This is a genomic window from Citrobacter sp. RHBSTW-01013 (assembly GCF_013781985.1).
In the GTDB taxonomy this organism is placed as follows: domain Bacteria; phylum Pseudomonadota; class Gammaproteobacteria; order Enterobacterales; family Enterobacteriaceae; genus Citrobacter; species Citrobacter braakii.
The window spans coordinates 4,218,229-4,232,831 of the sequence record NZ_CP056185.1 but is presented as its reverse complement, the minus strand read 5'-3'; the positions used below and the strand labels follow the sequence as shown (position 1 = coordinate 4,232,831).

At 53.7% G+C, this 14,603-nt stretch carries 12 protein-coding genes; all 12 read left to right on the top strand.

The window, feature by feature from the left end; translation table 11 throughout:
- Position 1 precedes the first annotated feature (1 nt).
- The 12 genes from murD (at position 2) to mutT (ending at position 14,519) form a co-directional block, all read left to right on the top strand.
- Complete coding sequence (murD, locus tag HV350_RS20355; RefSeq protein WP_181629221.1) at positions 2-1,318, top strand: UDP-N-acetylmuramoyl-L-alanine--D-glutamate ligase; 1,317 nt, start codon at positions 2-4, stop codon at positions 1,316-1,318.
- A complete protein-coding gene (ftsW, locus tag HV350_RS20350; RefSeq protein WP_016151696.1) occupies positions 1,318-2,562 on the top strand; it encodes a cell division protein FtsW in 1,245 nt (414 codons plus the stop codon). Before murD ends, ftsW begins: the two co-directional genes overlap by 1 nt.
- Positions 2,559-3,626, top strand: a complete 1,068-nt coding sequence (gene murG / locus HV350_RS20345) for an undecaprenyldiphospho-muramoylpentapeptide beta-N-acetylglucosaminyltransferase (RefSeq protein ID WP_181629220.1) — start codon at positions 2,559-2,561, stop codon at positions 3,624-3,626. Before ftsW ends, murG begins: the two co-directional genes overlap by 4 nt.
- A gap of 51 nt (positions 3,627-3,677) precedes the next feature.
- Positions 3,678-5,153 (top strand): UDP-N-acetylmuramate--L-alanine ligase, encoded by a 1,476-nt coding sequence (gene murC, locus HV350_RS20340; protein ID WP_016151698.1) that lies wholly within the window; start codon positions 3,678-3,680, stop codon positions 5,151-5,153.
- Complete coding sequence (locus HV350_RS20335) at positions 5,146-6,066, top strand: D-alanine--D-alanine ligase (RefSeq protein ID WP_181629218.1); 921 nt, start codon at positions 5,146-5,148, stop codon at positions 6,064-6,066. The genes murC and HV350_RS20335 overlap by 8 nt, the downstream gene beginning before the upstream one ends.
- Before the next feature lies 1 nt (position 6,067).
- Complete coding sequence (gene ftsQ, locus HV350_RS20330; RefSeq protein ID WP_003018758.1) at positions 6,068-6,901, top strand: cell division protein FtsQ; 834 nt, start codon at positions 6,068-6,070, stop codon at positions 6,899-6,901.
- Entirely contained in the window at positions 6,898-8,160 is a 1,263-nt protein-coding gene (gene ftsA, locus HV350_RS20325; RefSeq protein ID WP_003018755.1) for a cell division protein FtsA, read from the top strand. The genes ftsQ and ftsA overlap by 4 nt, the downstream gene beginning before the upstream one ends.
- Positions 8,161-8,346: 186 nt before the next feature.
- Positions 8,347-9,498, top strand: coding sequence for a cell division protein FtsZ (gene ftsZ, locus HV350_RS20320; RefSeq protein WP_003018753.1), 1,152 nt, complete (start codon positions 8,347-8,349; stop codon positions 9,496-9,498).
- 100 nt (positions 9,499-9,598) lie between these two features.
- Entirely contained in the window at positions 9,599-10,516 is a 918-nt protein-coding gene (gene lpxC, locus HV350_RS20315; RefSeq protein ID WP_006686706.1) for a UDP-3-O-acyl-N-acetylglucosamine deacetylase, read from the top strand.
- Positions 10,517-10,801: 285 nt separating this feature from the next.
- The gene (gene secM, locus HV350_RS20310; RefSeq protein WP_181629217.1) at positions 10,802-11,308 is read left to right on the top strand and encodes a secA translation cis-regulator SecM; all 507 of its coding nucleotides are present in this window, start codon (positions 10,802-10,804) and stop codon (positions 11,306-11,308) included.
- A 59-nt stretch (positions 11,309-11,367) separates the two neighbouring features.
- A complete protein-coding gene (gene secA / locus HV350_RS20305) occupies positions 11,368-14,073 on the top strand; it encodes a preprotein translocase subunit SecA (RefSeq protein ID WP_016151702.1) in 2,706 nt (901 codons plus the stop codon).
- A 56-nt stretch (positions 14,074-14,129) separates the two neighbouring features.
- Positions 14,130-14,519 carry an 8-oxo-dGTP diphosphatase MutT gene (gene mutT, locus HV350_RS20300; protein ID WP_016155691.1) on the top strand — a complete coding sequence of 130 codons (390 nt, stop codon included), beginning with the start codon at positions 14,130-14,132 and terminating at the stop codon, positions 14,517-14,519.
- The last annotated feature ends 84 nt before the right edge of the window (positions 14,520-14,603 follow it).

Sequence of the window (14,603 nt, the reverse complement as noted above, 5' to 3'; positions counted from 1 at the left end):
CATGGCTGATTACCAGGGTAAAAAAGTCGTCATTATCGGTCTGGGTTTGACCGGGCTGTCCTGCGTGGATTTCTTCCTGGCGCGTGGCGTGACGCCGCGCGTAATGGATACCCGCGCGACGCCGCCGGGCCTGGACAAATTACCGGAAGCGGTTGAGCGTCATGTTGGCAGCCTGAATGATGACTGGCTGCTGGCCGCTGATCTTATTGTCGCCAGCCCTGGTATTGCCCTGGCGCATCCTTCGTTGAGCGCCGCCGCCGATGCGGGAATTGAAATTGTCGGCGACATTGAACTGTTCTGTCGCGAAGCACAGGCACCGATCGTCGCGATCACCGGTTCCAACGGGAAAAGCACAGTCACTACGCTGGTAGGTGAGATGGCGAAAGCGGCCGGTGTGAACGTGGGGGTCGGCGGTAATATTGGCCTGCCCGCGCTGATGCTGCTGGATGACGAACGTGAGCTGTATGTTCTGGAACTGTCGAGCTTCCAACTGGAAACGACCTCAAGTTTACAAGCCGTAGCCGCTACCATTTTGAACGTCACCGAAGACCATATGGACAGATATCCGTTTGGCTTGCAGCAGTACCGTGCGGCCAAACTGCGCGTCTATGAAAACGCGAAAGTGTGTGTGGTCAACGCTGATGATGCGCTGACCATGCCGGTTCGCGGGGCGGATGAGCGTTGCGTGAGCTTTGGCATCAACATGGGTGACTATCACCTGAACCGTCAGCAGGGCGAAACCTGGCTGCGAGTGAAGGGTGAAAAAGTCCTTAACGTGAAAGAGATGACGCTTTCCGGTCAGCATAACTATACCAACGCCCTGGCTGCGCTGGCGCTGGCGGATGCTGCGGGTCTGCCGCGGGCGTCGAGCCTGAAAGCGCTCACCACGTTTACCGGTCTGGCGCACCGTTTCCAGACTGTGCTTGAGCACAACGGCGTGCGCTGGATTAACGATTCTAAAGCCACCAACGTCGGCAGCACTGAAGCCGCGCTGAATGGCCTGCACGTTGACGGTACGTTGCACCTGTTGCTGGGGGGAGACGGGAAATCCGCTGACTTTACGCCGCTGCAACGATACCTGACCGGCGACAACATTCGTCTGTATTGCTTTGGTCGCGATGGCGCGCAGCTTGCCGCTCTGCGACCTGACGTTACGGAACAAACTGAAACCATGGAGCAGGCAATGCGTCTGCTCGCACCGCGCGTGAAGCCGGGCGATATGGTGCTGCTGTCGCCCGCCTGCGCCAGCCTTGACCAGTTCAAGAACTTTGAGCAACGCGGTGACGTCTTTACCCGCCTGGCGAAGGAGTTGGGTTGATGCGCTTATCTCTCCCTCGTCTGAGAATGCCGCGCTTACCGGGACTGGGTATCCTGGCGTGGGTCTTCGCGGCACTTAAAGGCTGGGTGATGGCTTCGCGTGATAAAGACGCGGACAGCCTGATCATGTATGACCGCATGCTGCTGTGGTTGACCTTTGGTCTGGCAGCGATCGGTTTTGTGATGGTGACATCGGCATCGATGCCCGTAGGGCAACGCCTGGCGGGCGATCCTTTCCTGTTTGCTAAGCGTGACGCACTGTACATCTTCCTCGCCTTCTGTCTGGCGATGGTGACGCTGCGTCTGCCGATGGAGTTCTGGCAAAAGTACAGTACGACGATGCTGATAGCCTCGATCATCATGCTGCTGATTGTGCTGGTGGTGGGTAGCTCCGTTAACGGGGCGTCGCGCTGGATTGCGCTGGGGCCGCTGCGTATTCAGCCTGCGGAATTTACCAAGCTGTCGCTGTTCTGTTACCTCGCCAACTACCTGGTGCGTAAAGTTGATGAAGTGCGTAACAACCTGCGCGGTTTCTTAAAACCGATGGGCGTGATCCTGGTGCTGGCTATTTTACTGCTGGCACAGCCTGACCTTGGTACGGTGGTAGTGCTGTTTGTCACTACCCTGGCGATGCTGTTTCTCGCCGGAGCGAAACTGTGGCAGTTCATTGCCATTATCGGCATGGGGATTTCAGCGGTCGTGCTGCTGATCCTTGCCGAACCGTATCGTATTCGCCGCGTAACCTCCTTCTGGAACCCATGGGAAGATCCGTTCGGCAGTGGCTACCAGCTGACGCAATCCCTGATGGCCTTTGGTCGCGGTGAGGTTTGGGGGCAGGGCTTAGGTAATTCAGTCCAAAAACTGGAGTATTTACCAGAAGCGCACACCGACTTCATCTTCGCCATCATTGGGGAAGAGCTGGGTTATATCGGTGTGGTATTGGCACTTTTAATGGTATTCTTCGTCGCTTTTCGCGCGATGTCGATTGGCCGTAAGGCGTTGGAAATTGACCACCGTTTTTCAGGCTTTTTAGCCTGCTCTATCGGGATCTGGTTTAGCTTCCAGGCACTGGTAAACGTCGGTGCGGCGGCGGGTATGCTGCCAACCAAAGGTCTGACGCTGCCGCTGATCAGTTATGGTGGTTCAAGTTTGTTGATTATGTCGACGGCCATCATGTTTTTGTTACGTATTGATTATGAAACGCGTCTGGAAAAAGCCCAGGCGTTTACACGAGGTGCACGATGAGTGGTCAACCGAAGCGGTTAATGGTGATGGCGGGCGGTACCGGCGGGCATGTGTTCCCGGGGCTGGCGGTCGCGCACCATTTAATGGCCCAGGGCTGGCAGGTTCGTTGGCTGGGCACCGCCGATCGTATGGAAGCGGACTTAGTGCCGAAACACGGCATTGAAATTGACTTTATTCGTATCTCCGGTTTGCGTGGTAAAGGCGTCAATGCGCTGCTTGCCGCACCTGTGCGTATTTTTAATGCCTGGCGTCAGGCGCGCGCCATCATGAAGCAGTTTAAACCCGATGTGGTGCTGGGTATGGGCGGCTACGTGTCTGGCCCTGGCGGTCTGGCGGCCTGGTCATTAGGTATTCCGGTTGTACTGCATGAGCAGAACGGCATTGCGGGATTAACTAACAAATGGCTGGCGAAGATTGCCACTACGGTGATGCAGGCTTTTCCTGGCGCTTTCCCGAATGCGGAAGTGGTGGGCAACCCGGTGCGCACTGACGTGCTGGCGCTGCCATTGCCCAAAGCGCGTCTGGCCGGGCGTGAAGGTCCGGTTCGTGTGTTGGTCGTCGGGGGATCTCAGGGTGCACGCGTACTGAACCAGACGATGCCGCAGGTTGCCGCAAAGCTTGGCGACGCGGTGACTATCTGGCATCAGAGCGGTAAAGGTGCGCAGCAGACCGTTGAACAGGCGTATGCCGACGCGGGACAACCGCAGCACAAGGTCACTGAGTTTATTGATGATATGGCAGTGGCCTACGCGTGGGCTGATGTCGTGGTTTGTCGCTCAGGCGCGCTGACGGTGAGCGAAATTGCCGCCGCAGGTTTGCCTGCGCTGTTTGTGCCGTTCCAGCACAAAGACAGACAGCAGTATTGGAATGCGCTGCCGCTGGAGAAAGCGGGCGCCGCCAAAATTCTGGAGCAGCCGCAGTTTACTGTGGATGCCGTCGCCAGCACCCTTGCCGGGTGGTCGCGAGAAACGTTATTAACCATGGCAGAACGTGCGCGCGCCGCATCCATACCGGATGCCACAGAGCGCGTTGCAAATGAAGTGAGCCGGGCTGCCCGGGCGTAATTGTGGTGATGCCTTTTGCATCGCATGAACTAAGAAGTTAATGGCTAAAGAATGAATACACAACAACTGGCAAAACTGCGTTCCATCGTGCCCGAAATGCGTCGCGTTCGGCACATTCACTTTGTCGGCATCGGTGGTGCTGGTATGGGCGGTATTGCCGAAGTTTTGGCCAATGAAGGTTATCAGATCAGCGGTTCTGACTTAGCGCCGAATCCTGTGACGCAGCAGTTGACGAATCTGGGGGCCACGATTTTCTTCAACCATCGCCCGGAAAACGTGCGCGATGCGAGCGTGGTGGTGGTATCCAGCGCTATTTCTGCGGATAACCCGGAAATTGTTGCAGCGCATGAAGCACGTATTCCGGTGATTCGTCGTGCTGAAATGCTGGCGGAGTTAATGCGTTTTCGTCACGGTATTGCTATTGCCGGGACGCACGGTAAAACCACGACCACGGCAATGGTCTCCAGCATCTACGCGGAAGCGGGTCTGGATCCCACTTTTGTCAACGGCGGTCTGGTGAAGGCTGCAGGCGTGCATGCGCGCCTGGGTCATAGCCGTTATTTGATTGCCGAAGCGGACGAGAGCGACGCGTCGTTCCTGCATTTGCAGCCGATGGTGGCGATTGTCACCAATATCGAAGCCGACCACATGGATACCTACCATGGCGACTTCGAAAATTTAAAGCAGACGTTTATTAATTTCCTGCATAACTTGCCGTTTTATGGCCGTGCGGTGATGTGCGTTGACGATCCGGTGATCCGCGAACTGTTACCGCGAGTTGGCCGTCAAACCACAACCTATGGTTTCAGTGATGATGCCGATGTGCGCGTTGAAGATTACCAGCAGATTGGTCCACAAGGACATTTCACGCTGGTGCGTCAGGGGATGGCCGATTTACGTGTTACGTTAAACGCGCCGGGTCGTCACAATGCACTGAACGCGGCAGCAGCAGTGGCGGTCGCGACGGAAGAAGGTATTGAAGACGACGCTATTCTGCGCGCGCTGGAAAGTTTCCAGGGTACCGGACGTCGTTTTGACTTCCTCGGCGAATTCCCGCTTGAGCCGGTGAACGGTAAAGCCGGGACCGCGATGCTGGTTGATGACTATGGCCACCACCCAACGGAAGTGGACGCCACGATTAAAGCCGCGCGCGCGGGATGGCCGGACAAAAACCTGGTGATGCTGTTCCAGCCGCACCGGTTTACGCGTACACGCGATCTGTACGACGACTTTGCTAACGTGCTGACCCAGGTCGATGCGCTGTTGATGCTGGATGTGTATGCCGCGGGCGAAGCCGCGATTCCGGGTGCCGATAGCCGTTCGTTGTGCCGTACGATTCGTGGCCGCGGTAAGATCGATCCGATTCTGGTATCCGACCCGGCCCAGGTGGCAGAAATGCTGGCACCCGTATTAACCGGCAACGATCTGATTTTGGTGCAGGGCGCTGGAAATATCGGCAAAATCGCGCGTTCCTTAGCTGAAATCAAACTGAAGCCGCAAAACCCGGAGGAAGAACAACATGGCTGATAAAATCGCGGTCCTGTTCGGGGGAACCTCCGCTGAGCGTGAAGTATCGCTGAATTCAGGCGCGGCCGTATTGGCAGGGTTACGCGAAGGTGGTGTAGATGCCCATCCGGTTGACCCTAAAGAGGTCGATGTCACTCTTCTGAAATCTATGGGGTTTCAGAAGGTGTTTATTGCGCTGCATGGTCGTGGCGGTGAAGATGGCACATTGCAGGGCATGCTGGAGCTGGTTGGCCTGCCGTATACCGGCAGCGGCGTCATGGCTTCCGCGATTTCCATGGACAAACTGCGCAGCAAGCTGCTGTGGCAGGGCGCAGGTTTACCCGTCGCCCCATGGGTTGCGCTGACCCGCGCTGAGTTCGAAAAAGGTCTTAGCGATGAAGCGGTTACAAAAATTTCTGCGTTAGGCCTGCCGTTGATTGTAAAGCCAAGCCGTGAGGGTTCCAGCGTAGGGATGTCAAAAGTTGAAGAAGAAAATGCTTTGCAGGGTGCATTAGCATTGGCTTTTCAGCATGATGAAGAAGTACTGATTGAAAAATGGCTCAGTGGCCCGGAATTTACAGTTGCGATACTTGGCGAAGAAATTTTACCGTCAATACGTATCCAACCCGCGGGAACCTTCTATGATTATGAGGCGAAGTATCTCTCTGATGAGACACAATATTTCTGCCCTGCTGGTCTGGAAGTCGAACAAGAAGCCTTTTTACAGGAATTAGTCCTGAAAGCGTGGACTGCATTGGGCTGTAAAGGTTGGGGTCGCATTGACGTCATGCTGGACAGCGATGGCCAGTTTTATCTGCTGGAAGCGAATACCTCTCCGGGTATGACCAGCCACAGTCTGGTGCCGATGGCGGCGCGTCAGGCGGGCCTGAGCTTCTCGCAGTTGGTGGTAAGAATTCTGGAGTTGGCGGACTGATATGTCGCAGGCTGCGCTGAACACGCGAAACGGTGATGAAGAAGAAGTAAACTCCTCACGCCGCAATAATGGAACGCGTCTTGCAGGAATACTGTTCCTGCTGACAGTGCTGTGCACCGTGTTTGTCAGCGGCTGGGTAGTGTTGGGATGGATGGAAGATGCGCAGCGCCTGCCATTGTCAAAACTGGTGTTAACCGGTGAACGGCATTACACGCGCAATGATGATATCCGTCAGTCCATCCTGGCGCTGGGCGCTCCGGGAACATTTATGACTCAGGATGTGAACATCATCCAGAGTCAGATTGAACGCCTCCCCTGGATCAAACAGGCGAGCGTCAGAAAGCAATGGCCTGATGAATTGAAGATTCATCTGGTTGAATATGTGCCAATAGCGCGTTGGAATGACCAACATATGGTGGATGCTGAAGGAAATACCTTCAGTGTCCCAACCGGTCGGGCCAATAAGCAGGTATTACCTATGTTGTACGGACCGGAAGGCAGCGCAAGTGAAGTGCTGCAAGGGTTCCGCGATATGGGGCAGGTGCTGGCTAAGGACAGATTCACCCTGAAGGAAGCGGCAATGACCGCTCGTCGTTCCTGGCAGTTGACGCTGAATAACGATATTAAGCTGAATCTGGGCAGGGGCGATACGATAAAACGTTTGGCTCGCTTTGTGGAACTCTACCCGGTTTTACAGCAGCAGGCGCAAACCGATGGCAAACGGATTAGCTACGTTGATTTGCGTTATGACTCAGGAGCGGCAGTAGGCTGGGTTCCCTTGCCTCCTGAGGAATCTAATCAGCAACAGAATCAGGCACAGGCAGAACAACAATGATCAAGGCGACGGACAGAAAACTGGTAGTTGGACTGGAGATTGGCACCGCGAAGGTAGCCGCTTTAGTAGGGGAAGTTCTGCCCGACGGTATGGTCAATATCATTGGCGTGGGCAGTTGCCCATCGCGAGGTATGGATAAAGGCGGGGTGAATGACCTTGAGTCAGTGGTGAAGTGCGTACAGCGCGCCATTGACCAGGCTGAACTGATGGCAGATTGCCAGATCTCTTCAGTGTATCTGGCGCTTTCCGGTAAACATATTAGCTGTCAGAATGAAATTGGTATGGTGCCCATTTCCGAAGAGGAAGTGACGCAGGAAGATGTGGAAAACGTGGTACATACGGCAAAATCCGTACGCGTTCGCGATGAACATCGTGTTCTGCACGTCATCCCGCAGGAATACGCCATCGACTACCAGGAAGGTATCAAAAATCCGGTCGGTCTTTCCGGTGTGCGTATGCAGGCAAAAGTCCATCTTATTACCTGCCACAACGACATGGCGAAGAATATTGTCAAAGCCGTTGAACGTTGTGGTCTGAAAGTTGACCAACTGATTTTTGCCGGGTTGGCAGCCAGTTATTCCGTATTGACGGAAGATGAACGTGAACTGGGTGTCTGCGTGGTGGATATTGGTGGTGGTACAATGGACATCGCCGTTTATACTGGCGGGGCGTTGCGCCACACTAAAGTTATCCCTTATGCAGGGAATGTCGTGACCAGCGATATCGCGTATGCCTTTGGTACGCCGCCGAGCGATGCTGAAGCCATCAAAGTGCGTCATGGCTGCGCACTGGGTTCCATCGTGGGTAAAGACGAGAGCGTTGAAGTGCCAAGCGTTGGTGGTCGTCCGCCGCGTAGCCTGCAACGTCAGACTCTGGCAGAGGTCATTGAGCCGCGTTATACCGAGCTGCTCAACCTGGTCAACGAAGAAATTTTGCAATTACAAGAACAGCTTCGCCAGCAGGGTGTGAAACATCATCTGGCGGCGGGGATTGTGTTAACCGGCGGCGCTGCGCAAATTGAAGGCCTTGCGGCCTGCGCACAGCGCGTGTTCCATACACAAGTACGTATTGGCGCACCGCTGAATATTACCGGTCTGACGGATTATGCCCAGGAGCCGTATTATTCAACGGCGGTGGGGCTGCTGCACTACGGGAAAGAATCCCATTTAAGTGGTGAGGCTGAAGTAGAAAAGCGCGTAACTGCCTCGGTCGGATCGTGGATCAAGCGACTGAATAGCTGGTTACGTAAAGAGTTTTAATTTTTAAAGAGACCGACGCAAATTAACGGTCTCAGGCGACAGGCACTACACAAAGTCATTCAAGTTGCATCGCGGCGGCAACTGAGCGAATCTCCTGGAGCATAGTTTACTATGTCACGGGAGTGAGTGAAGGCAGCCAACAAAGAGGCGGCTTGAAGGATGAAGTGTAAAACGGAGAGAGAAACTATGTTTGAACCTATGGAACTAACCAACGACGCGGTGATTAAAGTCATCGGCGTCGGTGGCGGCGGCGGTAATGCCGTTGAACACATGGTGCGTGAGCGCATCGAAGGTGTTGAATTCTTCGCGGTGAATACCGACGCTCAGGCGTTGCGTAAAACTGCGGTTGGACAGACCATTCAGATTGGTAGCGGCATCACCAAAGGTCTGGGCGCGGGTGCAAACCCGGAAGTCGGTCGTAATGCGGCAGACGAAGATCGCGAAGCTCTGCGCGCAGCGCTTGACGGCGCAGACATGGTGTTTATCGCAGCTGGCATGGGCGGCGGTACCGGTACCGGTGCAGCGCCAGTGGTAGCTGAAGTCGCAAAAGATTTAGGTATTCTGACCGTTGCTGTCGTGACTAAGCCTTTCAACTTTGAAGGCAAGAAGCGTATGGCATTCGCGGAGCAGGGTATCACCGAGCTGTCCAAACACGTGGACTCTCTGATCACTATCCCGAACGACAAGCTGCTGAAAGTACTGGGCCGTGGTATCTCCCTGCTGGATGCATTTGGCGCAGCGAACGACGTGCTGAAAGGCGCAGTCCAGGGTATCGCTGAACTGATTACTCGTCCAGGCCTGATGAACGTCGACTTTGCAGACGTGCGCACCGTGATGTCCGAAATGGGCTACGCGATGATGGGTTCTGGCGTGGCGAGCGGTGAAGACCGTGCAGAAGAAGCGGCTGAAATGGCTATCTCTTCTCCGCTGCTGGAAGATATCGATCTGTCCGGCGCACGCGGCGTGCTGGTTAACATTACTGCGGGCTTCGACCTGCGTCTGGATGAGTTCGAAACCGTGGGTAACACGATTCGTGCCTTTGCATCGGATAACGCAACTGTGGTTATCGGTACCTCTCTGGACCCGGATATGAACGACGAACTGCGCGTGACCGTTGTTGCGACTGGAATTGGTATGGACAAGCGTCCTGAAATCACTCTGGTGACCAACAAACAGGTACAGCAGCCGGTAATGGATCGTTACCAGCAGCACGGTATGGCGCCGTTGACGCAAGAGCAGAAACCGGTAGCGAAAGTGGTTAACGACAATACGCCGCAAACCACGAAAGAGCCGGATTATCTGGATATCCCTGCATTCCTGCGTAAGCAAGCTGATTAAGAATTAGCTGGAATTTGGGAATTGTGGCTCTTTGTGCTAAACTGGCCCACCGAATGTATAGTACACTTCGGTTGGATAGGTAATTTGGCGAGATTATACGATGATCAAACAAAGGACTCTTAAACGTATCGTTCAGGCGACTGGCGTCGGTTTGCATACCGGCAAAAAAGTCACCCTGACATTACGCCCTGCGCCGGCCAACACCGGGGTCATCTATCGTCGCACCGACTTGAATCCTCCGGTAGATTTCCCGGCCGATGCCAAATCTGTGCGTGATACCATGCTCTGTACGTGTCTGGTCAATGAGCATGATGTGCGGATTTCAACCGTAGAGCACCTTAATGCTGCTCTGGCGGGCTTAGGTATCGATAACATCGTTATTGAAGTTAATGCCCCGGAAATCCCGATTATGGATGGCAGTGCCGCTCCGTTCGTTTACCTGCTGCTTGATGCAGGTATTGAAGAACTGAGCAGCGCCAAAAAATTTGTTCGCATCAAAGAGACCGTTCGTGTCGAAGATGGCGATAAGTGGGCTGAGTTTAAGCCGTATAATGGTTTTACGTTGGATTTCACCATCGACTTTAACCATCCGGCGATCGACTCCAGCACGCAGCGCTACGCGATGAACTTCTCTGCGGATGCGTTCATGCGCCAGATCAGCCGCGCGCGTACTTTCGGCTTCATGCGTGATATCGAATATCTGCAGTCCCGCGGCCTGTGCCTGGGCGGCAGCTTCGATTGTGCCATCGTTGTTGACGATTATCGCGTATTGAACGAAGACGGCCTGCGTTTTGAAGACGAATTCGTTCGTCACAAAATGCTCGACGCGATTGGTGACTTGTTCATGTGTGGTCACAACATTATTGGTGCATTCACCGCGTATAAATCCGGTCATGCACTGAATAACAAACTATTGCAGGCAGTCCTGGCAAAACAGGAAGCCTGGGAATATGTGACCTTCCAGGACGATGCAGAACTGCCGTTGGCGTTCAAAGCACCTTCGACTGTACTGGCATAACGACATACGCTGTCGCATAAATTCGACTGGTAAATCTGGCACTCTCTCCGGCCAGGTGAGCCAGTCGTTTTTTTATCTTTCGATTGCAAAACCACCTTATCTGAAGCGACTTTTTTCCCACCGACAGATTAAAACACCGTTCGATCGCTGCTTTCTTAAGCATATTTACCCGCGACTTGCTGTCATTACTGCTGTGGAGCGTACGCTTTAATGGTAATATTTATGCGCAAAAAAATGGTTTTGCATTTGTAACCCCAAACGCAGGGTATATCAGGTGGCAATAACGTGAGTGGAATACTGACGCGTTGGCGACAGTTAGGCAGACGGTACTTCTGGCCGCATCTCCTGTTGGGGATGGTCGCGGCTAGTTTTGGCCTGCCTGCGCTCGGTAATGCTGCTGAACCTAATACTCCCGCGAAGGCGACCGCCAGCAATCACGATCAATCTGCCAAAGTTAACTTTAGCCAGCTTGCTTTGCTGGAGGCGACCAATCGCCGCCCGACTTTTACCGTTGACTACTGGCATCAGCATGCCATTCGTACGGTCATTCGCCATCTTTCTTTTGCTATGGCTCCTCAGGCGCTGCCTGTTGCCGAAGAGCCGTTGCCAATCCAGGCGCACCATCTTGCGTTACTGAATACGCTCAGCGCGATGCTGACGCAAGAAGGCAGACCGCCCGCGACCGTGAGTCGCGTGACATATGCCCATTTTACCTCTCAGGCCGCATTTAGCGTTCCGGTCTGGATCAGCCAGCTGCAGGGTATCCGCGCTGGCCCTCAACGCCTCAGCTAAAAAAGAACCTTCCAACTTATAATTTTGACTCCGCATCGCGGGGCGTTTGAGATTTTATTATGCTAATCAAATTATTAACAAAAGTATTCGGTAGCCGTAACGAGCGTACGCTGCGTCGTATGCGTAAAGTGGTCAATGTCATCAATGCAATGGAACCGGAGATGGAAAAACTCTCCGATGATGAACTGAAAGCGAAGACCGCTGAATTCCGCGCCCGTCTGGAAAAAGGCGCCAGCGTTGAAAGCCTGATCCCGGAAGCGTTCGCGGTGGTCCGCGAAGCGAGTAAGCGTGTGTTCGGCATGCGTCATTTCGACGTACAGCTGCTGGGTGGTATGGTGCTTAACGATCGCTGCATCGCAGAAATGCGTACCGGTGAAGGTAAAACCCTGACCGCAACGCTGCCTGCCTACCTGAACGCATTAAGCGGGAAGGGTGTACACGTGGTTACCGTGAACGACTACCTGGCTCAGCGTGACGCCGAAAATAACCGCCCGCTGTTTGAATTCCTCGGCATGACCGTGGGTATCAACATGTCTGGCCTGCCTGCGCCAGCCAAGCGTGAAGCCTACAATGCCGATATTACTTACGGTACCAACAACGAATACGGCTTTGACTACCTGCGCGACAACATGGCGTTTAGCCCGGAAGAGCGCGTTCAGCGTAAACTGCACTATGCGCTGGTCGATGAAGTCGACTCCATCCTGATCGATGAAGCGCGTACGCCGCTGATCATTTCCGGTCCGGCTGAAGACAGCTCGGAAATGTATAAAAAAGTGAACAAAATCATCCCGCACCTGATTCGTCAGGAGAAGGACGATTCCGACACGTTCCAGGGGGAAGGCCACTTCTCTGTTGATGAGAAAGCGCGCCAGGTCAACCTGACCGAACGTGGTCTGGTACTGATTGAAGAGCTGTTGGTTAACGAAGGCATTATGGATGAGGGCGAGTCGCTGTACTCTCCGGGCAACATTATGCTGATGCACCACGTGACTGCTGCACTGCGTGCGCACGTGCTGTTTACCCGCGACGTTGACTATATCGTGAAAGACGGTGAAGTTATCATCGTCGACGAACACACCGGTCGTACCATGCAGGGCCGCCGCTGGTCCGATGGTCTGCACCAGGCTGTTGAAGCCAAAGAAGGCGTAGATATCCAAAACGAGAACCAGACGCTGGCATCTATTACCTTCCAGAACTACTTCCGTTTGTACGAAAAACTGGCCGGTATGACCGGTACAGCAGATACTGAAGCCTTTGAATTCAGCTCCATTTACAAACTGGATACCGTTGTTGTGCCGACCAACCGCCCGATGATCCGTAAGGATTTACCGGATCTGGTGTACATGACTGAAGCGGAAAAAATTCAGGCGATCATTGAAGATATTAAAGAGCGTACCGCAAATGGCCAGCCGGTGCTGGTTGGTACTATCTCTATTGAAAAATCGGAAGTGGTTTCTAACGAGCTGAACAAGGCGGGTATCAAACACAACGTTCTGAACGCCAAGTTCCACGCCAACGAAGCCGCAATCGTCGCCCAGGCGGGTTATCCGTCCGCAGTGACTATCGCGACAAACATGGCAGGTCGTGGTACCGATATCGTGCTGGGTGGTAGCTGGCAGGCGGAAATTGCCGAGCTGGAGGACCCGACTCCAGAACAAATCGCGCAGATCAAAGCCGAGTGGCAGGTTCGCCATGATGCGGTATTAGCAGCAGGTGGTTTACATATTATCGGTACCGAGCGTCACGAATCTCGTCGTATAGATAACCAGCTGCGTGGTCGTTCTGGTCGTCAGGGGGATGCGGGGTCTTCTCGTTTCTATCTGTCGATGGAAGATGCGCTGATGCGTATTTTTGCTTCTGACCGCGTGTCCGGCATGATGCGTAAACTGGGCATGAAGCCTGGTGAAGCGATTGAACACCCGTGGGTGACTAAAGCGATTGCAAACGCGCAGCGTAAAGTAGAAAGCCGCAACTTCGATATTCGTAAGCAACTGCTGGAATATGATGACGTTGCCAATGACCAGCGTCGCGCAATCTACACCCAGCGTAACGAACTGCTGGACGTAACTGACGTTAGCGAAACCATTAATAGCATCCGTGAGGATGTCTTCAAAGCGACGATTGATGCCTATATTCCGCCGCAGTCTCTGGAAGAAATGTGGGATATCCCGGGTCTGCAGGAACGTCTGAAAAACGACTTCGATCTGGAAATGCCTATTTCAGAGTGGCTGGATAAAGAGCCTGAGCTGCATGAGGAAACGCTGCGCGAACGTATTCTGGCAAACGCCATCGAAGTTTATCAGCGTAAAGAAGAAGTTGTGGGCGCGGAGATGATGCGTCACTTCGAAAAAGGCGTGATGCTGCAAACTCTCGATTCTCTGTGGAAAGAGCACCTTGCGGCGATGGACTACCTGCGTCAGGGTATCCACCTGCGTGGTTATGCGCAAAAAGATCCGAAGCAGGAATACAAGCGTGAATCCTTCTCTATGTTTGCATCAATGCTGGAATCACTGAAGTACGAAGTGATCAGCACCCTGAGCAAAGTTCAGGTACGTATGCCTGAAGAAGTAGAAGCGATGGAGCAGCAACGTCGTGAAGACGCTGAACGTTTAGCGCAGATGCAGCAGTTGAGCCATAAAGGTGACGATTCTGCCGCGGCAGAAGAGCTGGCAGCACAAACTGGCGATCGTAAAGTGGGTCGTAACGATCCGTGTCCTTGCGGTTCCGGCAAAAAGTACAAACAGTGCCATGGCCGCCTGAGTTAAGAAAATAACTTACTGAAAAGGCGCAGAATTCTGCGCCTTTTTTATGGACGATAAAGATGAAAATACTACAGATCGCCGTCGGGATTATTCGCAACCAGCACCATGAAATTTTTATTACCCAGCGTGCGGCTGATGCCCACATGGCAAATAAGCTGGAGTTCCCCGGCGGGAAAATTGAAGCGGGCGAAACGCCGGAGCAGGCGCTGATTCGCGAGTTACAGGAAGAAGTAGGCATTACGCCGACTCAAAGCTCACTGTTCGAAAAGCTGGAGTACCAGTTTCCGGACCGGCATATCACTCTGTGGTTCTGGCTGGTTGAAAGCTGGGAAGGCGAACCGTGGGGGAAAGAGGGGCAACCGGCGCAGTGGATTGCGCAAGATGCTCTGAATACAGAAGATTTTCCGCCTGCGAATGCGCCGGTAATTGAAAAGCTGATTGCTGGATAAAGGTGTTCGTAGGCCGGATTAGGCAACCCCACCATCCGGCAAATTAGGGCGGGGTCGCTACGCTTTGCCCGCCCTACGTTTTAG